The organism is Psychrobacillus sp. (genome assembly GCF_032154225.1).
Lineage (GTDB): Bacteria > Bacillota > Bacilli > Bacillales_A > Planococcaceae > Psychrobacillus.
In genome coordinates this window covers 66,648-87,350 of sequence record NZ_JALDYF010000016.1, presented here as the reverse complement: position 1 = coordinate 87,350, position 20,703 = coordinate 66,648, and the positions used below count along the sequence as shown (strand labels likewise).

Sequence of the window (20,703 nt, the reverse complement as noted above, 5' to 3'; positions counted from 1 at the left end):
ATAGTAAGTGAGGGATACTATGGGACTTTTTAGTAAGAAAAAAAATGATCCGTTAAAATCCACTACACCTCCGAGAAGTCATACGGAGGAGTCTAATGAAATAAAAAAATTACAAACAAAGCTTCAAGATAATATAAAAATCGTAAAGGGTACGCTAGGTGGAAGTTCTGATACTATAATTCGAGAAATTCGAATCGGTAAAGGAGGAGTCCTTAAAGCAGGAATTATATATACAGACGGTTTAAGCGATGCACCTTCTATACAAAACTTCATTTTGGAGTCGTTAATGCTAGATATTAAAAATACAGAAGTAGAAAGCAAGCTTACTCTTAATCCACAACTTATGAACACATTAAAAGATTTTGCCATGACTGTAGGAGAAGTTAAAGATGTAACCAATTTTGATGAGCTATTGAATGCCCTTTTATCAGGGGATGTAATTTTTTTAATCGATGGGTATTCAAATGGACTAATCATTGGAAACAAACATTGGGTTGATCGTGGAGTTACGGAAAGTTCGACCCAAACAGTAATAAGAGGTCCTAGGGAAGCATTCTCAGAAAATCTGCGGGTTAACACCGCATTAATTCGTAGGAAAATAAAAGATCCTAAACTTTGGATGGAAAGTAGAGTAATTGGAATACGTACGAAAACGAACATTGAAATAATGTACATTAAAGGGATTGCAAGTGACGAAATAGTGGGAGAAGTTCGTATACGTTTGGATCGTATTAACATCGATGGAATACTTGAAAGTGGAAATATCGAAGAATTGATTCAGGATGCAAATAATTCATCTTTTCCAACAGTATATAATACGGAACGTCCTGATGTAGTAGCTGCAGCGCTGTTGGAAGGGCGAATAGCCATTTTGATCGACGGTACACCATTTGTTTTGATTGTCCCTGCTTTATTTGTACAATTCTTTCAATCTGCAGAAGACTATTATCAACGTGCAGATCTTACTAGTTTGATTCGAATCCTCCGCTTTTTTTCATTCACAATTGCATTACTTGCTCCTGCTGTATTTATAGCGGCTACTACTTTTCATCATGAAATGATACCGACTGCACTCCTTATTAGCCTAGCAGCGCAGCGAGAGGGTGTCCCATTCCCTGCATTTGTTGAAGCACTCATAATGGAAATCACTTTTGAAATTTTGCGTGAAGCAGGTATAAGGATGCCAAAAGCGGTTGGATCAGCTATGTCAATTGTAGGGGCATTTGTTATTGGTTCCGCAGCGGTGGAAGCTGGTATAGTTTCTGCAGCGATGGTTATCGTCGTTTCTATGACAGCTATTGCAAGCTTTGTTACACCTACTTACGATATGGGGATGACTATTAGAATTTTACGCTTTGTATTTATGGGACTTGCTGCTTCATTTGGTTTATTTGGAATTACTGTTGGTTTAATTGCACTTGTTTTACATTTATGCAGTTTGCGTTCGTTCGGTGTTCCTTATATGTCACCAATAGCTCCATTTAATGCTGATGGTCAACAGGATACTTTTGTTCGTTTTCCTCTTTGGAAAATGCGGACTCGTCCACATTTAATCAGTCAAGAAAATATAGACAGGCAGCAAAATTCTGCATCTGCAAAACCTGAGCCTGAAAAGGGACAATGAGAAATAGCAAGGGGTTTAATCTATGAAAAAAGGCATTGTTATTTTACTTATTCTTAGCGTTGTTCTTTCAGGTTGTTGGAATCGGAGGGAATTAAACGAGCTAGCCATAACTATGGCCATAGGGATAGATAAATTAGAAGACGAGTACCTAGTTTCGGCTCAAGTCGTTGTACCTGCAGAAGTTTCGGCAAGTGGTGGAAAGGGGGGATCACCGGTAACTCTTGTTCAAGGGAGAGGAGAAACGGTATATGAAGCCATCCGAAAAATGACAAAAGGGTCCCCTCGAAAAATATATCCAGGACATCTGCGGATACTTATATTAGGTGAATCTTTGGCTAAGGAAGGTATTGGAAACCCTTTAGATTTAATATCAAGGGATTGGGAATTTAGATCGGATTTCTATGTTGTTATAGCGAAGGATTCTACAGCGGAAGAATTATTGAATATACAAACGCCGTTAGAAAGCATACCAGCCAATAAAATGTTTAACACACTAAAAACATCTGAAGAAAACTGGGCAGCTACGGTGGGTGTTACATTAGATCAGCTAATAATAAATCTCCGAAGTGATGGAAAAGAAGCCGTATTAACTGGGCTTGTAGCAACAGGACAGATAGAAAAAGGATCTAGTAAACAGAATGTGGAAACAGTCACTCCAGCAGCTAATATTCAATTTGATGATTTAGCAGCTTTTAAAGATGATAAACTAGTTGGTTGGCTTACAGAAGATGAAAGCCGAGCGTATAGTGACATCATGAATCTAGTGAAAAGTACGGTAGGAACAATATCTTGCCCCGAAGAGGGAAAAGCAAATTTAGAAGTTCTTCGTTTCAAATCAGATGTGAAAGGAAATGTTAAAAATGGAATTCCGGAAGTGGATATCGGTATTCAGATTGAGGCAAATGTAGGTGCGATAGAATGTCCAATTGATATTACTATACCTGAATCATTAGAAGCGCTAGAGAAAATCTACGAAAAAGAAGTGGAAAAGACGATTAAAGATTCTATAACGAGCGTACAAGAAAAATATGAGGCAGACATATTTGGATTTGGTAATGCTATTCATCGGTCGAATCCGAAAGAATGGAAAACGATGAAAAAGGAGTGGAATGAGTATTTTATTGACTTGGTGGTGAATACAAAAGTGGATGTGAAAATTATTAAAACTGGAACAGTAAGTAATTCTGTAGTCGAAAAAAGAAAGGACTAACTAATCGTGCTGAAAAGCGTGGGAATACTCTTAGTAGCTGCCATTATCTTATTTATTGAAGTTCCATCTCTTTTAGAAAAAAAGTACAAAAAAGAATTGATTGTGTTTTCGATGCTTCTTGCGATTGGAGTTGGCCTAGGTATGGCGCATAGCATGGGGAAATCTATACCGAATCCAAATGATCTTCTAACTTTCATTTTTAAGCCATTACATGATGCACTAATTCGTTAGGTAAATTAGACCGAAAAGTGAGGTGGGGAAATATAATATGATGCAGAACGTTAAAATAAGTTCGTACCAATTTCTAGTTTTAGTTATTTTATTTACGATTGGTACGAGCATCTTAATCCTCCCATCTGACTTAGCTGAAAATGCAAAGCAAGATGCATGGATTGCCGCAATAATTGGTACGGGAATCGGTCTATTGATTATATGGCTATTCACTAAAATAGGTTTCTGGTTTCCAAAGCTCACGTATGTTCAAGTAAATGAACTTCTTTTTGGAAAGTGGATAGGTAAAGCCCTTTCTCTCCTATTTGTATTCGCAACTTTTTTATTTACTGCCACGCTGATGTATTATTCTGGAACATTTCTTACTTTACATGTAATGCCGAACACACCAATGGCAGCTACTAATACACTTTTGGCGATTGTATTAGTAATGGCAGTTCGTCTTGGACTTGAGACTATTGCTCGTTCTGCAGAAATATTTATTGCAGTTTTCTTTCTTCTCTTTTTTTTATTAGTAGTTTCTATCTCACCTGAAGTCAGAATTGAAAACATCCAGCCTATATTGGAAGCGGATATTAAAAGTATCGCTCAATCATCGTTATTCTTAATCGTTACTTCTTCAGTCGATGCTGTTTGTCTATTGATGATTTTTCCAGCCTTTATAAACCAACCTAAATCTGCTAAGAAAACCTTTTTAATTGGAAATTTAATAGGTGGGTTAGTCGTCATCATTATTACAATGTTATGTATTTTAGTCTTAGGTGCTGATTTAACCGCAAGGCAGATGTATCCGAGTTATGGACTAGCTAAAAAAGTGAATATTGGGAATTTCGTGACCCGTATCGAAGCAACGATGGTTGCACTATGGCTAATTTGTCTTTTTACTAAGATGGTTCTTTATTTTTATGCATCCATTTTTGGGTTGGGACAAATATTAAATTTAAAAGATTATCGTCCATTAACTTACCCTTTAGGGCTGATTGTCGTTATTCTGTCGCTTGTTATTTTCCCTAATGTTATATATCAACAAAAATTTTCAACGACTACTGAACTTTATTTTTCATTAACAATCGGAATTTTTTTACCTCTTTTGATGGTAATCGTATATGCAATACGAAAAAAACAATTGAAAAAAAATCCTGATCATTCTTAAATTGATTTTATTTAGGTAAATCCCAACTAAATTGAATGTGGAGAAATTATATGTTGCCAAACGTTAAAATAAATTCGTACCAATTTCTAGTTTTAGTTATCTTATTTACGGTTGGTACGAGCATCTTAATTGTTCCATCAGTTTTAGCGGCCGAAGCGAAGCAAGATGCTTGGATTGTTGCGATATTCGGTACGGGAATCGGATTATTAGTTATATGGCTATTTTGTACACTTGCACAATGGTTCCCTCATCTTACCTTTATCCAGGTTAATGAAAAGATCTTAGGGAAATGGGTAGGTAAGGCCGTATCACTTCTATTTGTATTCATGTCTTTTATCTATACATCAGGTCTTTTGTTTTATTCTGGGACATTCCTCACCACACATGTGATGCCAAATACTCCAATGGCAGCTCTTAATATCCTTATGGCGATAATTATCGTGATGGGAGTCCGTCTTGGATTAGAGACAATTGCTCGTTCTGCTGAAATATTAATCTTTTTTTTCTTCTTTCTTTATCTCTTTTTAGTGCTATTTATTTTACCTGAAGCCAAGTTTGAAAACGTACAGCCTGTATTTGAGGCAGGGACAAAAACCATTGTTCAATCATCCTTATCTTTAATTGAAGTAACTTCAGTCAATGCTATTGTTTTATTAATGATTTTTCCTGCCTTTATTAACCAACCTAAATCCGCTAAGAAATCTTTTTTAATTGGAAATTTAATAGGTGGACTAGTCATTATTATCATCACACTTTCGTGTATTTTCGTATTAGGCGCTGATTCAACCGCAAGACAGATGTTTCCAGGTTATGGATTAGCAAAAAAGATAAAAATTGGGAGTTTTGTGAACCGAGTAGAGGCAATAATGGCTGCACTATGGATTATCTGCATCTATTTTAAGGCAACCATTTATTTTTATGCTTCCGTTTTAGGGATTGCACAAATTTTTAATTTGAAAGATTACCGCCCTTTAACAATACCATTAGGAATGATTGGCGTAGTCCTTTCTCTTGTAATCTATCCAAATGTCGTCTACCTACAAAATTGGAATGCGACAACAGGTTTATACTTTTCATTTTCGATTGGAGTGTTTTTACCTCTTTTGCTGGTAGCCGTATATGCCATCCGAAAAAAACAATTGAAAAAAGATCCTGATCACTCTTAAATTAATATTAATATTGAAAAAAGGAGTATTGCCTCAGTGATGTGCATTACTCCTTTGGTTTATCTACTTGAATAGAATTCAAGTTATTATGCTTTATTGAAAAAAGAAACTAACTGCCTATTAGTTGGTGCTTGAATGTTATATTGTAAATCACGGTTCTCGCTATTTTCTATACGAGGAACAATAGAGTCAATAACGATGAACTTCCAAAAAGCAGGTTTACTTTTTGTTGTTTTTTGTGTTGAAGGGTCCATGATTTTTCTTTGAAAAGGTTGAAGTTTTGCCATTAGGAACTTGTCTTTAATACGTACAAGTAAATAGCCGTCATCAGTTTCTGAATCAAACTTTTTCATGATGGATTCACCGAGTTCAAATGTATTGGATTTGTTTTGAACAGATGGGGAAATGACAAAAAATTTACCTTTGCGAAATAAGGTAGTATTAGATACTTGGCGAAGACCTAAATCATTCACTAGAAAATCAAGGTTCACTTTGGATGCTTCACTAGCAACAGACATATAATACCTCCTCCATTTTTAGACTACCTATACTAGTATACCCTATTTCAGGTGTAAATAATTCATTCGTGGTAATATTTTCTTAGATAAGTAAGAGAATGACTGTTTTACGCAAAAAAATGGTGGAAATATGCCAATTTGAATAAACAAATCCCACTGGTTTGTCACATTCACCAGTGGGATTTGTTCATTTATCGTATTTACTTTTTTTGTTTTTTCTTAGACATGTTTGCTCCGAGCTCAGCAAACTCACTAGCAAATTCTTCTTGCACATCGTTTGGTTTTATTTTTTGGCTTTTAGGTGTTTGTGGTAGTGTATCTTTGTTCTTACTTTTGCCTTGTTTATTGTCTCTGCCCATATAACCTCTCCTTTTCAATTTCGCGTTCTTTATTAATATGGCATGGGAAATTAAATTTACTCCTAATTTTTATTTGAAGATGTTTACTTTACTTCCAACCGTATTCTTGGAATATACATATTTTATTTTTGTAAAACTTTTTTCGTAGTTACATGTCTAATAAGTAAGGACAATTGAAACGAGGTGAGGTCTTGGGCGAAAGAAAAATGGTAGAGAAGGCGATAAAAGGTGATGAAGAGGCATTTTTAGAGCTCCTCCATTGTTATCAAGAAGCATTGTATCGAACGGCTATTTCTTATTTGAAAAATGAAGGAGATGCACTTGAGGCAGTTCAAGAAGTGACTTATCGAGCTTATCGCAATATAAAAACAGTAAAAGAGCCAGCTTATTTTAAGACATGGCTAATTCGGATTATGATGAACTATTGCCAAGATGCCTTAAAGAAAAGTAAACGAGAAGTGCCAAAAGATCGAATCACGAGTATGCAAAGTGTGAGTGAAGATTTTACCTTTTTAGAAGTAGAAGAAGCTTTAGGCAGTTTATCTGATTACGAAAGAGAATTATTGCACTTAAAATATTTTGAAGACGTCAAAATAAAAGACATTGCAGTGATGTGGAATACACCAGAAGGAACGATTAAAACACGATTACATAAAGCATTGCGTGCATTAAGAACAAGTTTTGAGGAGAAAGGGGAGATGAAACGTGTTTGAGGAGGAAGAAAAGAAACTGGAGCAGTGGAAAAAGTCAATTGATCAAGTAGAAATGCCGATGGAGAAGCTAAATGATGCTGTACGAAATGGATTTGAAAAAGCAAAAAATGAGCGAACGTTAAAAAAACGTATTATTAAAAAACGAAGTGTCTGGTCACTAGTAATTGCTGCAATACTTCTAATTTCATTTGTCACATCTATCTCTGTTTCTCCTACATTTGCTAAAACCGTTGCAGCGATACCAGGAATGGATCGAGTTGTAGCGCTCATAAAGCAGGATAAAGGATTGAACGCTGCGGTTGAAAATGACTTTTATCAACCATTGAATCTTTCGCAAGAAAAAAATGGGATTACGGTAACACTTGATGGGGTAATTGCTGATCGTAAAGGAATCATCGTATTTTACTCTGTTCATTCGGAAGAAGTAGATTTGAGTTCACTTTATCTAAAATATTATGAATTGTGGTCGGGAATGCAACCTCAATATAGAGTTAAGATAAATAGAACAATAATGCCATTAACACCTAAAAAAGGAATGGACTTTTTTAGTATGTACGAGCAAATTGACCGAGTTAGACTTAAAGAAGATCTTTCATGGAAGGTTGGTGTGCAATATGGGGATAAGATAGAAAATTTTAAAATTCCATTTACGTATAAACCGATGGATGTAGAAAGTAAGGATATCTTTGTGAATAAAGAAGTTACAATTGAGGGGCAACGTATTACTGTAAAAATGTTAATAGTCGATCCAGTACGCACAACTGTAATATTAGAGGAAAATCATAAAAATTCTAAAAAACTTCTTTCTTCGAGAGCATTTGATGAATTAAAGCTCGTAGATGAAAAGGGCAGAACTTGGTCAGCTATGACAGGAAATTCTTATAAATCATCTCCTGAAGGTCATGTATGGGAGATACCTCTTCAAGAAAGTTTCTATTTTCATGACCCGGAAAAGCTAACATTATCATTTGGAAAAATTACAGCGATGGATAAGGAAGAGGCTTATATTTTAATTGATACTGAATCTGAAAAAATTATAAAAGAGCCTTCGGAATCTATTTTTTCTAATTTACAAGTGAAGGATGGAAAAGCTAGTTTTTCAATAAACTCTGAGAATGGAATTTATAATTTCTTTAAATTTGTAGATGCGGATGGAAAAGAATTTGCCATCCACTATAAGGAATATGGACCTGCAGCGTATCCTAGTTATTATGTAGAAGGGAGAAATATTAAAATCTCTGAAAACGAAACAAAATTCGAATTTGAAATACCAACAGCACCGTTTACAAACCCAATTCGTTTAGATATCAATCAATACCCGTCATGGATTGAAGAAGAAGTTGAAGTAGAAATAAAATAACAAAAACGAGGTTCTAAACAATTTTTCATTGTTTAGAACCTCGTTTTTCTGAAAATCACTTAATACATATTCACAATCCCAATCTGGTCGATTTTAAATTCCATATAGCCAGTTGGTTGAACGGTAAAGTACATTTTGTTTTCGCCATACATTAAAGGACCACTATAATTACTCTCCAGTTCTACTCTAATAGTCGCTAAAAACTCTACTTGTGAACTACTTCTACCGATTTCTGTTAACTGAACGATATTTATTTTTTTTACTCCATTTTTAAAATCGTCCACATAAAAAGAGGAGTATGGAAGGAACTGATTTTGCGCCACTTTTGAATTGCTAAGTAAATTATTGAAAAGGATTGAAATAGGGTTAGTATTACTAGAGATTTCTAAGTCTGAATAAGCTTCTTTGCTAATTCTCCACCCAACTTTATCCACATATTGATACTCCACAATATACATTTGTTTTTCTAAAGTCTCTCCAAAAGGTACTGTTACTCGATAAAACATCGTATTTTTATCGGTTTTCATAAATTCTGCCGTGGCTTTTGCCCATATTGCTGTAGATCCGCCGTCTGCATCAATCTGAGCAAGTTTTCCTTTATATTCAATGATCCCACGGTCTTTTATAAATTGCTCTGCAGCAGATTGTGTCATCGATTGTGTTAGGTAGGTCATCAATTTGCTTTTTGTATCAATCTTGCTGGATAGGAAACGGTACGTATATCCATTCAAAGGAAATGTTTTATATTCACCAGGTCCATAATCCCCACCCGCTTGAACATGTAGTGTGGCTTTTGCAAATTTCGTTGCTAGTTCGATCGCTAATTTATCGGTCATAACTGTGCTTTTTTCTTGTGTAGGTTCTTTACTTATTCTCCATCCCACGTTTTTTACGTATTGATATTCAACAATGAAATCTTTCTTCTCATTTGTATTCCATACAGGCACAGTTAATCGGTAAGAAACGGTATTCTTTTCTGCTTTTATATACTTTGCTGCTGCTTTTTCCCATTGCAATAAAGACCCGATATCCGCTTCTACTTGTGCTAATTTTCCATTGTATTCAATAATTCCACGATTCTTTATAAATTGCTCAGCTTCAGAAGAAGTTAAAAACCTTTCTAAGTATGCTTTTAACTCTTTCTTTGTGTCGATTTGACTTGATAAGTAACGATACGTTTTTTTATTATAAGAAAAGGTTTTATACTCTCCTTTTTTGTAATCCCCGCCACGTTGCACATAGCTGATTGCTTTATTCCATTCAATTGTCAAACTGAGCGCCTGTTTGCTAGATAACTCGTTATTCTGTTTTGTAGTGTGTCCGACCTTTTCCTGTTCTTTTGCTAGCACAGTGTTACTTTGTGAAAATGGTGCGCCTAACAAGGCTAGGCTTAATCCGGCAATCAAAAACTTTTTGTTCATTTAAATAAAACCCCCGTGTACTATTTTTACTTCCTCTTATAGATAGTAGACAGAGACCAAAATTATTCATAAAAAAACTGCAATCACCCGTATTTACGAGTGATTGCAGTATTTAACTATTATTCTGCTTCCATAATATCTTGATATTTCCAGTTTCCAGCTTCATCCTTTTTCAAAAGGTAAACGAATGTATTTTCAACTACATCTTTTTTGTCGATAGTTGATTTTTGATCTTGAATAACAATCGCAACACCATCTACGATGTATTGAACTTCTAAGTCAGTTGTTTCATAAACTACATCAAAGTCTTTGAATGTGGATTCCATTGCTTCTTTTAAATCTGCATAGCCAGGATATGCTGAATCATATAGACTTAAGACTTTTTCAACGTCTTTTTCATTTGCAATTTCATCTGCTTTTTTAAAGAATTCAGCAATCTCTTTTTCTTGTGATAAGAAGTTTGCATCTTTTCTAATGCTAGTTTGATATGCATCGTATAGCTCAAAGTAAATTTCTTCATCTTGAATCAATTCAAGTGAATCAGAGAATTTAGCCACTTGTGCTTCTACTGTTTTTTGATCCGCTGTTTCTTTAATCAAACGATCCAAAGTATCTAAGCTCATCTTCGCAGTAATCACTTCTTTTGTAGCGTTAAGTGCTTTTTCTCCAGGAGTTTTGTATTTAGCAAGTATTGCATCACGTGTTGATTTTCCGTAAACGCGATATAGCAAAATTGCTTGTTTACGAATCTCGCTAGACAATTCATGGTAACTCTTTTCAGTTGCATCAGATGTTGGACTCTCAGCAAATAATTTATTATATTGAGTAGTCTTATCCACTATTTTATTTCCAGAAGTAAGTGCATCAATATAACCCATAGCTCGGCTATAATGAATTCCAACATTATCTTCTAAACGTTTTTCTAACTTCACTTTATCATTTGCGCTTACTTTAGAAAGCTCTTGCTTTGCAGCTAAGTAAGCATTTTTTGTTAAGTTAAAAACTTTCATATCAGGTTGTTTAATTTCTTTTGTTAACTCATAAGAAATTTGCCATTTCAAACCACCGGCATGTTGTTCTGCTGTGGCCACTAAAGATTCGGCTTTTGAAACAGAAGCTGCTTCAACATTCATAAAAGGAGTAATTAAATTTGCTCCGATAATTCCTATTGCTAATACGGTAGATAATACTTTTTTCATATATGTTCTCCTAGAATTTTTTTAGTCTTAATAAAGTTATCTTTACATAAGCCTCACTAAGAATATGTCATTTAGGTGGTTTAATCTAGTAATATCTAATGGCTTTACGACCATAAAATGTTAATTTTATAAGTGGGCTTTCCAGCAAAGAACAGTACGAATACGAAGCGTGAAAAATGGACAGAATAACTGTATGCATCTAAAAAGAATTTGGAGAAATTTGGTATATGAACTGTAGAAAGGCATGTGGTACTTATGAAAATTGGAAAGCTTTTGCGTGCCAAAATGGGGACTAGTTCATATGAAAAAGTACAAAGTGAAGAGAGAGCTAATAACCAAAAAGCGTTACAAACGATCAATCAAATAAAAGAGCATGTAAAACATATGAGTGATGTAGTGCTTAAAGATATAGCAACAGTAGAAGGAATTGTGACAATAATTCATTGTAGCTCTTTAGTAGAAAACATGACTATGCAAAATATGATCTTTACACCTTTGGCTAATCATCTAAACCAAATTCATCAAGATGCTGAAGTGATAGACTCAACAGATACTGAAAAAATTGTATCTAATATCGTCGTGGGTCATACACTTTTATATTTCCACAGAAAAAACTTATTGCTTTCCATGGATACATTTAGTGTTTCAACGCGTGCAATTTCGACTTCTGAAGTAGAATCCACCGTTATGGGACCTCAGGATTCTTTTACAGAATCCCTACAAACGAATATTTCATTAATAAAAAGAAGAATTCAAAACCCTAAGTTGAAAAATGAAGATCGAATTATTGGAACTGAAACAAATACAAAAATGTCTATTTTGTATATGGAGCATATTGTCAATCAAGAGAATTTAGAAAAAGTGAAAAGTCGAATTGATAAACTTGACTATCCTGGGTATCCGGATATATCTATCTTAAAACAATTAATAGAAGATAACCCACTTTCTCCTTTTCCACAGTTTTATATGACTGTAAAACCAGATACGGCTATGCATTATTTGCTGGATGGAAGAATTGTCATTTTGATGGATAATAGTCAAGAAGTCGTCATATGTCCAACTTCATTTTTCGAAATGTTCGTATCTATTGAAGATTATTATAATCGTTGGACTACAACATCGCTCCTTCGAATGCTTCGTTTTGGGGGCTTCTTTTTAACGATTATGATGACACCAATGTATATATCGACTTTAACATTCCATCCCGAAATACTGCCATATGAACTTTTAGTCAATTTGCAGGAATCTAGAAGCAAAGTACCTTTTTCACCATTACTGGAAGTGTTATTTATAGAACTAATCATAGAAGTTTTAAGAGAAGCCGGATCTCGGATGCCTGCGAAAGTTGGACAAACAATTGGTATCGTTGGAGGTATCGTTATTGGAACTGCAGCAGTTGAAGCGGGACTTGTGAGTAATATACTAGTTGTCTTAGTTGCAATATCTGCTTTACTTTCTTTTTTATCTCCAACCTTTGTCATGAGTAATACAAGCCGATTTATTCGATACATTTTTATCTTGTCAGCTGGATTGTTTGGACTTTTCGGGCAAATGCTTGCGTTTGCTTGGCTAATTTCTCATTTATTAATTATAAATTCTTTAGATACACCATTTATGACACCAATCATACCGAGAAAAGCCTCCGATTTATTAAATAGTTTAATTAGATTTCCTACATCCTACTTAAAAGAAAAAATGGGGATATCTAGAGCACAGAAAAAGTAGAATGTTCCTTTTGAGGTGATATAGAGTGAATACGGATAAGCGTAAAGTTTTGAATGGATATCACGTTGTTTTTTTGGCGCAAAATTTAATAATTGGTACAGGACTCTTATCACTTCCTCAAAAAATTAGTGCAGTAGGCTATAGTCAATGGATGTTACCAATAGTGTTTGGCATTATGGCAACCATCACACTATGGCCTATGATTTGGATTAACTCTAAATACCCGCAAGAAAATTTGTTCAGTATAAATGAAAAAGTATTAGGGAAGTGGATGGGGAAAATTGTAAATTCACTATTTATTGTTTATTTTGTCTTCATTTTGGCATCACTAATTGATAATTACATGCTATTGATGCAAACAACAGCACTTGCAGAGCATTCTATTACTTTACCGATTGTATTTTTTTTATTAGTACTTGTTTATATAGTAAATGGAGGCATTAAATCAATTGCTCGTTTTTGCATAATGTCTTTTTTTCTAACGATTCTCTTACTATTTTTCTTGCGATGGTCCATAGAAAAAGGGGAGTTAAGTCATATTTTTCCTTTGTTTAATTTTAATTGGACCGAATTGGAGGGAGCTATGAGAAAAGGCTTTATGTCCATACTCGGATATGAACTGATCATGGTTTACTTTCCGTATATTATCAGTCAAAAAAAAGCGTTTAAACATACTGTAATAGGCGTATGGATTAGTATAACTATTTACTTCATCACTACTCTTGTAAGTGTTATGTATTATTCAGAGTGGCAACTAAAGCATATTGATTACTCTGTATTAAACTTGTTAAAAGCTGGAAATTTATCTTTTGTAGAAAGAATCGATGTTTTAGGGGTAACATTATGGATATTTCTCGTCTTATCTACAACTGCCGGTTATTTATGGGCTTCAAAGAAATCATTAGAATCTTTGTTATCAAAAAGTAAGCATTATCATTCCTATATATTAGTTGCGGCTGTTTTTTTGGTAATGATGATACCAATTGAGAGGGAGTATAAAGAAAAGTTATTTGAAAATATATTTTATGTTTCTTTTCTGATGATACTCTGGCCATTATTTTTGATTGTAGTCCATTTAATAAAGAAAAAGCAGGTGCGCTAAATGACAGGGAAATATGTAGTAAGTGTTATTGTTCTTGTTGCAATAAGCCTAGCTGGATGTTCTCAAAAAGAGCAAAAAGTACCTTTGGAAGATGTTGGTTTGGTTGGATCTTTATCACTTGATTATATTGATGAAGATCAAATGAAATTGACAGTAGCTATTCCTCAATACTCAAAAGAGGCAAAAAAACAGACTCAAATCTATTCAGTCGTCACAGAGTTAATGTCAGAAGGAATGGTGGAAATTGAAAAAAATTCACACAAAAAGGTTATTTTAAATCAACTGCGTGTTGTGCTAGTGGACGAAGAATCAGCCCGTAGTGGACAGGCGACCAAAGTGATTCGAAGCTTATATAGAAATGCGGAAGTTGCCAATAAGGTGCTAGTTGCTGTCGTTAAAGGGAATGCCGAAGAAATATTAAGAGCTGAGTATCCAGACAAACCAGCTATTAATTTTTATTTAAGTGATTTGTTGCAAGCAAAAATGAATACTGCGTTTAATCCAAACACAAATTTTCATGATTTTATGTATACGCAGACCAATCCTGTTATCGATACAATTATGCCGAGTATAGAAGGAAAAGATGGTTTAATAGAATTGAATGGTGTTGCATTATTTGATGAAGAAAAAATGATTAAAATATTGTCCCCACAAGATGCTCTAATCATTCAAGCGTTGCAAGGTCGTAAAAAAATTGCGCCACTTTATCTTTCCATGAATCATGAAAGTTATGGTAAGGAAATTCTTTTGTTAGATTTGATTCACAGTAAGGTAAAAATAAAAAGCAATAAAAACTTTGAATCTCCAAAGGTGAGTATTACTTTAAAAGTAAGTGGAACTTTGGCTGAGTATAAGGGAGCTCGAGAAAGGGATTTAGACAAAAAAGAAGCAATTGTTAAACTAGAGAAAGATATAGATGCAGAAATTAAAAGAGACATCGGAAAATTTTTAGAGAAGCTAAAAGAACTAAAAGTGGACCCAATAGGATTAAGTGAAAACTTCCGAATGTATTATAATGGTAAGTGGACAACGGAACAAACAAAAGAAATAATTAGTAAGTTAGAATGGGATGTCTCAGTAGAGGTAACTATCATTAGTACAGGTACTTTAAAATAATAAATGGGGGCATATTATGAAGTAATTCATAGCATGCCTCCATTATTGATTTATGATATTACCGAAGACTATTTTATTTCTACTGGAATTGGGTATTTCACTGCATTTTTCAGCATTTTTTGCTGTGCGACCTCTTTTAAATCAATTTCTAAAACATTTGCAAGTTGCAGAAGATAAATTAATACATCTGCTGCCTCATCGGCAATCCCTTGTTTATCCGCATGTATCGCCTCTTCTGGTGAGACCCATTGAAAGTGTTCTAATAGTTCACTTGCTTCCAAAGAAACAGATATAGCTAAACTGCGTGCATCATGATTTGCACCCCATCCACGATCATCCCGAAATCTTAGTATTTCCGTAGTTAATTCTTCCATGCTATTACCTCACTTACTTTATTATTTTGCCAAAAATGAATAGGTGAACATAGGTTTGATAGAGGTAGTATTTATTGCAGCTTCTAATAGACTAATTTGTGATTGGATAAGCTCGTTAAAATTAGTAGGCAGAGAATAATCCAGTTGATAGTTGCTTAATATTTGTTCAACTTCCCAGCGCCCGTTTGAAAGATGAGAAGAATCGATTGTTTTTTCAGATACGATTTGCCATTCAGCACTTTCGATAAGAATTTGAATATCTTTTGGTGTAAACAATGTTCGAACATTTAAATTACTATCTTCTTTAAAACACTCATATTGAGCTTGAATGAGTACAGATAAAAGTGAGGGATATGTTCGCTTGTTGCAACTCGTGTATCCCAATCTGTAAAGCATAACGTTTTTCCTTATTTTTTTATTTTTTTCAAAATGTTTAAAAACTCTTCCGAGGATTTTAAATACCATGAACAATGGCTTAAAAAAATATAATCAAAAGACTTTTCAGGGAAATCGACCTTTGGAGAGAGTATGTCTGTTTCAAAATCAACATGCATATGTTTTCCTAATTTTGAGTTTTTTGAAATCAATAGAATTCCTTAAAGTGACTGGGCTTCTGTAATTAGGTGATGCAATATCTATTCCATGGACGAACCCAGTATCTCCTACTAAATAGGCTAAGGCTGCTGTTGTATCACCTTGTCCACAACCAATCTCTAACACTTTGCTTCCTTCTGTGATGTTCTGTTTCCCCCGTTGAATGTCTGAATCGCTCCCATGAGGTGGTATGCAGTTTACTATAGCATCCAAACTATTAGTATTCACTTAATTTCTCTTTATAAAAGAATCTTATCTTTGTAAGGTAAACTTTATCATAAAAACTTTAGAATGTAGTTTTATTTTAAAACTATCCTTATTTATCTATAATTTCTTGAAATATATTAATATACTACTCTGTTAATTTCTGTTGACAATAGCTAATAAAGTATCTAGAATTAACTATTGAAATTGATAATCATTATCATTTAAGGTTAACTAGTTTTAAACTTGTATATACGATTAACTAACAAAATAAGATCCGACCGTAAAATTTAGAATATTACTGTCATGAAAGGGAGTAGGATTAGAACATTAAGTTATGGTTTGATGTGAAAAGATTTATATCAAAGCTATAAAGTATAGATAGAACCTATTTTTAATAATGAAAAAACATATTCAAAAGGAAACGGTAAATTCAGTTTTGATGAGAAAGTGAAAAGAGAAAGGAAGCGCACAATAATGCCAGTTCTGAATGTAGATAAAGTAGCAATAGGTTATACGAGTACACTAATTATTGATGGCTTAAGTGTATCTATACCTGAAAAAAAAATAACGACAATAATTGGACCAAACGGATGTGGAAAGTCGACATTGTTAAAGGCTATTTCTAGGCTATTAAAAACAAAAAGTGGTGCTGTGTACCTTGATGGAAGAGCGATCCATCAGTTACAAACGAAGGAAGTAGCAAAGAAAATGGCTATTTTACCACAATCCGCTACTGCACCAGGTGGTCTTACAGTGTTTGAACTAGTTTCATATGGTCGTTTTCCGCATCAAAATGGTTTGGGTACTTTAACCAAAGAAGACTATAAGCATATATATTGGGCAATTGATGTAACAGGCTTAAATGAGTTCAAAGACCGTCCAGTTGAGGAATTGTCTGGTGGTCAAAGACAGCGTGTATGGATTGCAATGGCGCTTGCACAAGGAACTGAAATATTAATACTGGATGAGCCAACTACATACTTAGATTTAGCGCATCAACTGGATATTTTACTGCTCTTACAAAGGTTAAATGAAGAGGAAGGTAGAACAATTGTAATGGTTCTTCACGATTTGAATCACGCTTCACGCTTCTCGCATTATATGATTGCAATGAAGGGTGGCAAACTAATAAAGGAAGGCGACCCAGAAGAAGTGATGACTTTCCCAAACCTACAGAGTGTATTTAATATAGATGCAAGAATGGCAACTTGTCCATTTAGTAATAATCCTATATGTCTATCGTATCAATTGTATCAAAAGAATGAGTAACTCTCTTTTTTTATAAAAGGAAATAGGGTCGGTTATAGGGAGGAAAAGTATGTCTATTAGATCAGCAGAATTTACAGAAATAGAAAAATTAGAAGAAATAAAAAAACACACACATCCAGTAATAGCTTTGGTTGTGTTGTTTGGAGGAATATTTGCCTTACTTATTGCAATTGGTCTTTCCATTTCATTTGGTGCTGCGGATATTAAGCTAGTTACAGTTTGGACTGCTGTGTTTAACTTTGAACCAGAAATAACATCACATCAAATTATACGAGATATACGTATGCCGCGTGTTCTTGGAGCAGCAATAGTGGGTTCATGTTTCGCGGTAGCCGGTGCACTTATGCAAGGTATGACTAGAAATCCGCTAGCAGATTCTGGTCTTTTGGGTTTAAATGCAGGAGCGGCATTTATGCTTGCGCTTTGTTTTGCATTTTTTCCAGGACTTCCGTATATGTACTTAATCATGTATTCCTTTTTGGGAGCTGGTTTAGGTGTTGGAATCGTATATGGAGTTGGTTCCCTATCAAGAGGCGGTTTGACACCTATGCGTCTTGTACTTGCAGGAGCAGCTGTAAGCGCATTATTAGGTGCACTTAGTGAAGGTATTGCTCTTTACTTTCAAATAGGTCAAGATTTAGCATTTTGGTATGCTGGAGGGGTATCAGGAACAAAATGGATTAACCTTCAAATTATGTCTCCTTGGATCATCGTTGCCATGATAGGTGCAATTATTCTTTCAAGATCTATCACTTTGTTGAGTCTTGGTGAAGAGGTGGCTATTGGACTTGGTCAACGAACAAAGACTATTAAGCTTTTTGGGATGCTCATTGTGCTAGTTTTGGCAGGAGCAGCTGTTTCTGTAGTTGGTGCGGTTGGATTTGTTGGATTAATCGTTCCTCATCTTACTCGATATCTAGTTGGTCACGATTATCGTTGGATTATACCTTGCTCAGTTGTACTTGGTGGTCTTCTAGTCGTATTAGCAGATTTAGCAGCAAGGATGATTAATCCTCCATACGAAACGCCAATTGGTGCATTAATTGCGTTTATAGGGGTTCCTTTCTTCTTGTATCTTGCACGAAAGGGAGGTAAAGAGTTGTGAAGGAAATGACGACTTTTATGTCAAAAAGCCAACATAAGGCAAAGAAGAGAAATTTGTTTATTGTCGGTATTTTAGCTTTTTTTATTGTTATTGCTTTTTTTATTAGTATGAATACTGGTTATATTAAGTTGTCACCCACTGAGGTGATTCAAACATTTTTTGGATATGGGAATGAAAAGCAACAACTTATTCTATTTGAATTTAGATTGCCACGTATTGTAATTGCAGTACTTGTTGGTATGGGACTTGCTGTATCTGGCTGTATTCTACAGGGGATATCCCGTAATGCTTTGGCAGACCCTGGAATACTTGGGATTAACGCAGGTGCTGGACTAGCTGTCATGCTTTTCATATCATTTTTTCCTTCAACAACAGCTGTTCCAATTTTTTTACTTCCAATTTTAGCGTTTTTGGGTGCGGGGTTAACGGCCATTATTATTTATACGCTAGCTTATAAGCGTCATGAAGGAATTTCACCTATGAGATTGGTACTGACAGGTGTTGCGATTGCAGCAGGGATCAGTTCTGTCATGATTGTTTTAACACTTCGTTTAAGCCCAGAGAATTATCAGTTTGTAGCTACTTGGCTAGCGGGCAGTATTTGGGGATCGAATTGGAAATTCGTCCTTTCTTTACTGCCGTGGATTCTTATATTAATCCCATTTGTGTTTACAAAAGCAAGAGTGTTAAATGTGCTAAATCTAGGGGACTTAACAGCTACTGGCTTGGGGGCATCTATTGAAAAAGAGAGACGTGTGTTACTAGCTGCGGCTGTTGGATTAGCTGGAGCTAGTGTATCTATAAGTGGAGGCATTGGTTTTGTCGGATTAATAGCCCCGCATTTAGCACGACAATTAGTAGGATCTAGACATCAATTTCTAATCCCAGCTTCAGCTTTAGCAGGAGGTCTTTTAGTCTTAGTAGCTGATACAATTGGTCGTTGGATTTTACAACCTTCTGAGATTCCAGCTGGAATAGTGGTCGCCGTAATAGGGGCTCCGTATTTCCTATATTTATTATCCAGATTAAAAGAATAAAAGTTTAGAGAAGCATTGAACAGCTTCTCTTTTATTTTGTAATACAAACGGATTGAAAATATTTATATTGACTTCCAATATCACAGTTGATACCCTTTTATTGAGAATGAAAATCATTATCAATAAAAAGGGGAGATATTCATGAATAAATCAAATTTTATATTTTGTGTAATACTCGTGTTACTATCAGTCATTTTTGTTGGTTGTAGTAATAGCGAACGACAAGCATCTGGAAAAGAGCAAAATAAGAAAACGGAACCGCAAACGAGAATTGTCTCAACGATCCATGGAGATATTGAAATACCAGCAGATCCTAAAAGAATTGTAGTGGATGCTTATTTACCTACATTACTTCTGTTGGGAGAACAGCCAGTTGGTGCTACTGATAGCGATCTTGAAAATGTACATATTCAAGATTTAATAGCAGGGATTGAAAGCACAGGAGAAAATTCTGTAGAAGCCATATTGAATTTAACCCCAGATCTAATAATTAGTGCTGATGCTGAAAAGAGCACATTTGACAAACTTTCTAAAATAGCTCCAACAGTAATTATTCCATACGAAACATATAGAGATGTTCATGAGGAAGTAAGAGCTATTGGAGAGATGCTAGGGAAAGGTAAGGATGCAGAAGATTGGCTTGCTAGTTTCGATAGCAATATTCAAAAACAGCGAGACAGAATCAACGAAGTAATAGATGAAAATGAAACTGTTTCTATCTTTGGTGCTTTTGGTAAGGACTTTTATCTTTATGGAGATGGTATTTACAGAGGAGGACAAGCAATTTACAAACAACTCCAACTAACCCCTCCAGAACGTATAAAAAACGAGTTGATAGATACTGGAGAAACTTTTAAACAGATATCATACGAGGTACTTGCAGACTACGCAGGTGATTATATATTTTTGGATGAATCAAAGGGTGGTTCATTAGACAAAAAGGATAATGTATGGGTATCGCTGGATGCTGTTAAAAACGATCATGTTTTCTACCTCGATCTAAAAAGGTTTTGGCCATATGACCCTATTGCTGTACTTGCTCAAGCTGAAGAGGTTGTAGATATGCTTGTGGCAAAGAAAAAGAGTGAAAAATGAGTTAATTGAAATGGTCTTAAATTGAATGCTTAAGTAAGAGGCTGACTCTGCTTCTATATAGATGTCAGAAAAAGTCTCTTTTTGTTTATTTACTTACTCAATCAGAATAAATTCAAAATTTGTAC

General features: G+C 34.8%; 21 protein-coding genes. 14 read left to right on the top strand and 7 right to left on the bottom strand.

The genetic code is table 11. The features are described from left to right. Positions 1-19 precede the first annotated feature (19 nt). The 5 genes from RUH95_RS17010 to RUH95_RS16990 are packed head-to-tail and all read left to right on the top strand — an operon-like array spanning position 20 to position 5,384. A complete protein-coding gene (locus tag RUH95_RS17010; protein WP_313894095.1) occupies positions 20-1,624 on the top strand; it encodes a spore germination protein in 1,605 nt (534 codons plus the stop codon). Between the two features lie 22 nt (positions 1,625-1,646). Continuing rightward, positions 1,647-2,834 (top strand): Ger(x)C family spore germination protein, encoded by a 1,188-nt coding sequence (locus tag RUH95_RS17005; RefSeq protein ID WP_313894094.1) that lies wholly within the window; start codon positions 1,647-1,649, stop codon positions 2,832-2,834. A gap of 6 nt (positions 2,835-2,840) precedes the next feature. Further along, complete coding sequence (locus RUH95_RS17000) at positions 2,841-3,065, top strand: hypothetical protein (protein ID WP_313894093.1); 225 nt, start codon at positions 2,841-2,843, stop codon at positions 3,063-3,065. Positions 3,066-3,102: 37 nt separating this feature from the next. Then, a complete protein-coding gene (locus tag RUH95_RS16995; protein ID WP_313894092.1) occupies positions 3,103-4,218 on the top strand; it encodes a GerAB/ArcD/ProY family transporter in 1,116 nt (371 codons plus the stop codon). 50 nt (positions 4,219-4,268) lie between these two features. Continuing rightward, positions 4,269-5,384, top strand: coding sequence for a GerAB/ArcD/ProY family transporter (locus RUH95_RS16990; protein ID WP_313894091.1), 1,116 nt, complete (start codon positions 4,269-4,271; stop codon positions 5,382-5,384). Positions 5,385-5,470: 86 nt separating this feature from the next. Here the strand turns inward: RUH95_RS16990 and RUH95_RS16985 are convergent, their stop codons facing one another. Next, positions 5,471-5,902, bottom strand: a complete 432-nt coding sequence (locus RUH95_RS16985) for a hypothetical protein (RefSeq protein ID WP_313894090.1) — start codon at positions 5,900-5,902, stop codon at positions 5,471-5,473. Between the two features lie 200 nt (positions 5,903-6,102). Then, positions 6,103-6,261, bottom strand: a complete 159-nt coding sequence (locus RUH95_RS16980; protein ID WP_313894089.1) for a YfhD family protein — start codon at positions 6,259-6,261, stop codon at positions 6,103-6,105. A gap of 191 nt (positions 6,262-6,452) precedes the next feature. On the opposite strand from RUH95_RS16980, the gene RUH95_RS16975 reads away from it, so the two are divergent. Both RUH95_RS16975 and RUH95_RS16970 read left to right on the top strand, forming a co-directional pair. Beyond that, positions 6,453-6,974 carry a sigma-70 family RNA polymerase sigma factor gene (locus tag RUH95_RS16975; protein ID WP_313894088.1) on the top strand — a complete coding sequence of 174 codons (522 nt, stop codon included), beginning with the start codon at positions 6,453-6,455 and terminating at the stop codon, positions 6,972-6,974. Further along, positions 6,967-8,334 carry a DUF4179 domain-containing protein gene (locus tag RUH95_RS16970; RefSeq protein WP_313894087.1) on the top strand — a complete coding sequence of 456 codons (1,368 nt, stop codon included), beginning with the start codon at positions 6,967-6,969 and terminating at the stop codon, positions 8,332-8,334. Before RUH95_RS16975 ends, RUH95_RS16970 begins: the two co-directional genes overlap by 8 nt. A 59-nt stretch (positions 8,335-8,393) precedes the next feature. Here RUH95_RS16970 and RUH95_RS16965 read toward each other — a convergent pair whose 3' ends face one another. Beyond that, entirely contained in the window at positions 8,394-9,755 is a 1,362-nt protein-coding gene (locus RUH95_RS16965; RefSeq protein WP_313894086.1) for a DL-endopeptidase inhibitor IseA family protein, read from the bottom strand. A 119-nt stretch (positions 9,756-9,874) separates the two neighbouring features. Then, the gene (locus RUH95_RS16960) at positions 9,875-10,954 is read right to left on the bottom strand and encodes a hypothetical protein (protein WP_313894085.1); all 1,080 of its coding nucleotides are present in this window, start codon (positions 10,952-10,954) and stop codon (positions 9,875-9,877) included. A 255-nt stretch (positions 10,955-11,209) separates the two neighbouring features. On the opposite strand from RUH95_RS16960, the gene RUH95_RS16955 reads away from it, so the two are divergent. From RUH95_RS16955 to RUH95_RS16945, 3 genes are read left to right on the top strand one after another with little or no spacing between them, the layout of a single operon-like run. After that, a complete protein-coding gene (locus RUH95_RS16955; protein WP_313894084.1) occupies positions 11,210-12,679 on the top strand; it encodes a spore germination protein in 1,470 nt (489 codons plus the stop codon). Between the two features lie 25 nt (positions 12,680-12,704). Further along, positions 12,705-13,781 (top strand): GerAB/ArcD/ProY family transporter, encoded by a 1,077-nt coding sequence (locus RUH95_RS16950; RefSeq protein WP_313894083.1) that lies wholly within the window; start codon positions 12,705-12,707, stop codon positions 13,779-13,781. After that, positions 13,782-14,897, top strand: coding sequence for a Ger(x)C family spore germination protein (locus tag RUH95_RS16945; protein ID WP_313894082.1), 1,116 nt, complete (start codon positions 13,782-13,784; stop codon positions 14,895-14,897). It begins immediately after the preceding gene. Between the two features lie 68 nt (positions 14,898-14,965). Here the strand turns inward: RUH95_RS16945 and RUH95_RS16940 are convergent, their stop codons facing one another. The 3 genes from RUH95_RS16940 to RUH95_RS16930 form a co-directional block, all read right to left on the bottom strand. Then, a complete protein-coding gene (locus RUH95_RS16940; protein ID WP_313894081.1) occupies positions 14,966-15,271 on the bottom strand; it encodes a nucleotide pyrophosphohydrolase in 306 nt (101 codons plus the stop codon). Positions 15,272-15,292: 21 nt separating this feature from the next. Next, positions 15,293-15,667: a hypothetical protein gene (locus RUH95_RS16935; protein ID WP_313894080.1), complete on the bottom strand. Its 375-nt coding sequence runs from the start codon at positions 15,665-15,667 to the stop codon at positions 15,293-15,295. Between the two features lie 147 nt (positions 15,668-15,814). Further along, a complete protein-coding gene (locus RUH95_RS16930) occupies positions 15,815-16,093 on the bottom strand; it encodes a methyltransferase domain-containing protein (protein ID WP_313894079.1) in 279 nt (92 codons plus the stop codon). A gap of 453 nt (positions 16,094-16,546) precedes the next feature. Here RUH95_RS16930 and RUH95_RS16925 point away from each other — a divergent pair, with 453 nt between their 5' ends. From RUH95_RS16925 to RUH95_RS16910, 4 genes are all read left to right on the top strand, one after another. Then, on the top strand, positions 16,547-17,341 hold the full coding sequence (locus tag RUH95_RS16925) for an ABC transporter ATP-binding protein (protein ID WP_313894078.1): 795 nt from the start codon (positions 16,547-16,549) through the stop codon (positions 17,339-17,341). A gap of 49 nt (positions 17,342-17,390) precedes the next feature. Further along, complete coding sequence (locus tag RUH95_RS16920; RefSeq protein WP_313894077.1) at positions 17,391-18,446, top strand: FecCD family ABC transporter permease; 1,056 nt, start codon at positions 17,391-17,393, stop codon at positions 18,444-18,446. Positions 18,447-18,463: 17 nt separating this feature from the next. Beyond that, positions 18,464-19,483: a FecCD family ABC transporter permease gene (locus RUH95_RS16915; RefSeq protein WP_397469520.1), complete on the top strand. Its 1,020-nt coding sequence runs from the start codon at positions 18,464-18,466 to the stop codon at positions 19,481-19,483. A gap of 141 nt (positions 19,484-19,624) precedes the next feature. Then, a complete protein-coding gene (locus RUH95_RS16910; protein ID WP_313894076.1) occupies positions 19,625-20,578 on the top strand; it encodes an ABC transporter substrate-binding protein in 954 nt (317 codons plus the stop codon). Positions 20,579-20,703: the final 125 nt, after the last annotated feature.

Excerpts from the sequence above, each read along its gene's own strand:
- RUH95_RS16925 (WP_313894078.1), top strand. The coding sequence starts at position 16,547 with ATGCCAGTTCTGAATGTAGATAAAGTAGCAATAGGTTATACGAGTACA.
- RUH95_RS16955 (WP_313894084.1), top strand. The coding sequence starts at position 11,210 with ATGAAAATTGGAAAGCTTTTGCGTGCCAAAATGGGGACTAGTTCATAT.
- RUH95_RS16910 (WP_313894076.1), top strand. The coding sequence starts at position 19,625 with ATGAATAAATCAAATTTTATATTTTGTGTAATACTCGTGTTACTATCA.
- RUH95_RS16965 (WP_313894086.1), bottom strand. The coding sequence starts at position 9,755 with ATGAACAAAAAGTTTTTGATTGCCGGATTAAGCCTAGCCTTGTTAGGC.
- RUH95_RS16915 (WP_397469520.1), top strand. The coding sequence starts at position 18,464 with ATGTCAAAAAGCCAACATAAGGCAAAGAAGAGAAATTTGTTTATTGTC.
- RUH95_RS16960 (WP_313894085.1), bottom strand. The coding sequence starts at position 10,954 with ATGAAAAAAGTATTATCTACCGTATTAGCAATAGGAATTATCGGAGCA.
- RUH95_RS17010 (WP_313894095.1), top strand. The coding sequence starts at position 20 with ATGGGACTTTTTAGTAAGAAAAAAAATGATCCGTTAAAATCCACTACA.
- RUH95_RS16920 (WP_313894077.1), top strand. The coding sequence starts at position 17,391 with ATGTCTATTAGATCAGCAGAATTTACAGAAATAGAAAAATTAGAAGAA.
- RUH95_RS16935 (WP_313894080.1), bottom strand. The coding sequence starts at position 15,667 with ATGCTTTACAGATTGGGATACACGAGTTGCAACAAGCGAACATATCCC.
- RUH95_RS16980 (WP_313894089.1), bottom strand. The coding sequence starts at position 6,261 with ATGGGCAGAGACAATAAACAAGGCAAAAGTAAGAACAAAGATACACTA.
- RUH95_RS16990 (WP_313894091.1), top strand. The coding sequence starts at position 4,269 with ATGTTGCCAAACGTTAAAATAAATTCGTACCAATTTCTAGTTTTAGTT.
- RUH95_RS16945 (WP_313894082.1), top strand. The coding sequence starts at position 13,782 with ATGACAGGGAAATATGTAGTAAGTGTTATTGTTCTTGTTGCAATAAGC.
- RUH95_RS16985 (WP_313894090.1), bottom strand. The coding sequence starts at position 5,902 with ATGTCTGTTGCTAGTGAAGCATCCAAAGTGAACCTTGATTTTCTAGTG.
- RUH95_RS16940 (WP_313894081.1), bottom strand. The coding sequence starts at position 15,271 with ATGGAAGAATTAACTACGGAAATACTAAGATTTCGGGATGATCGTGGA.
- RUH95_RS17005 (WP_313894094.1), top strand. The coding sequence starts at position 1,647 with ATGAAAAAAGGCATTGTTATTTTACTTATTCTTAGCGTTGTTCTTTCA.
- RUH95_RS16995 (WP_313894092.1), top strand. The coding sequence starts at position 3,103 with ATGATGCAGAACGTTAAAATAAGTTCGTACCAATTTCTAGTTTTAGTT.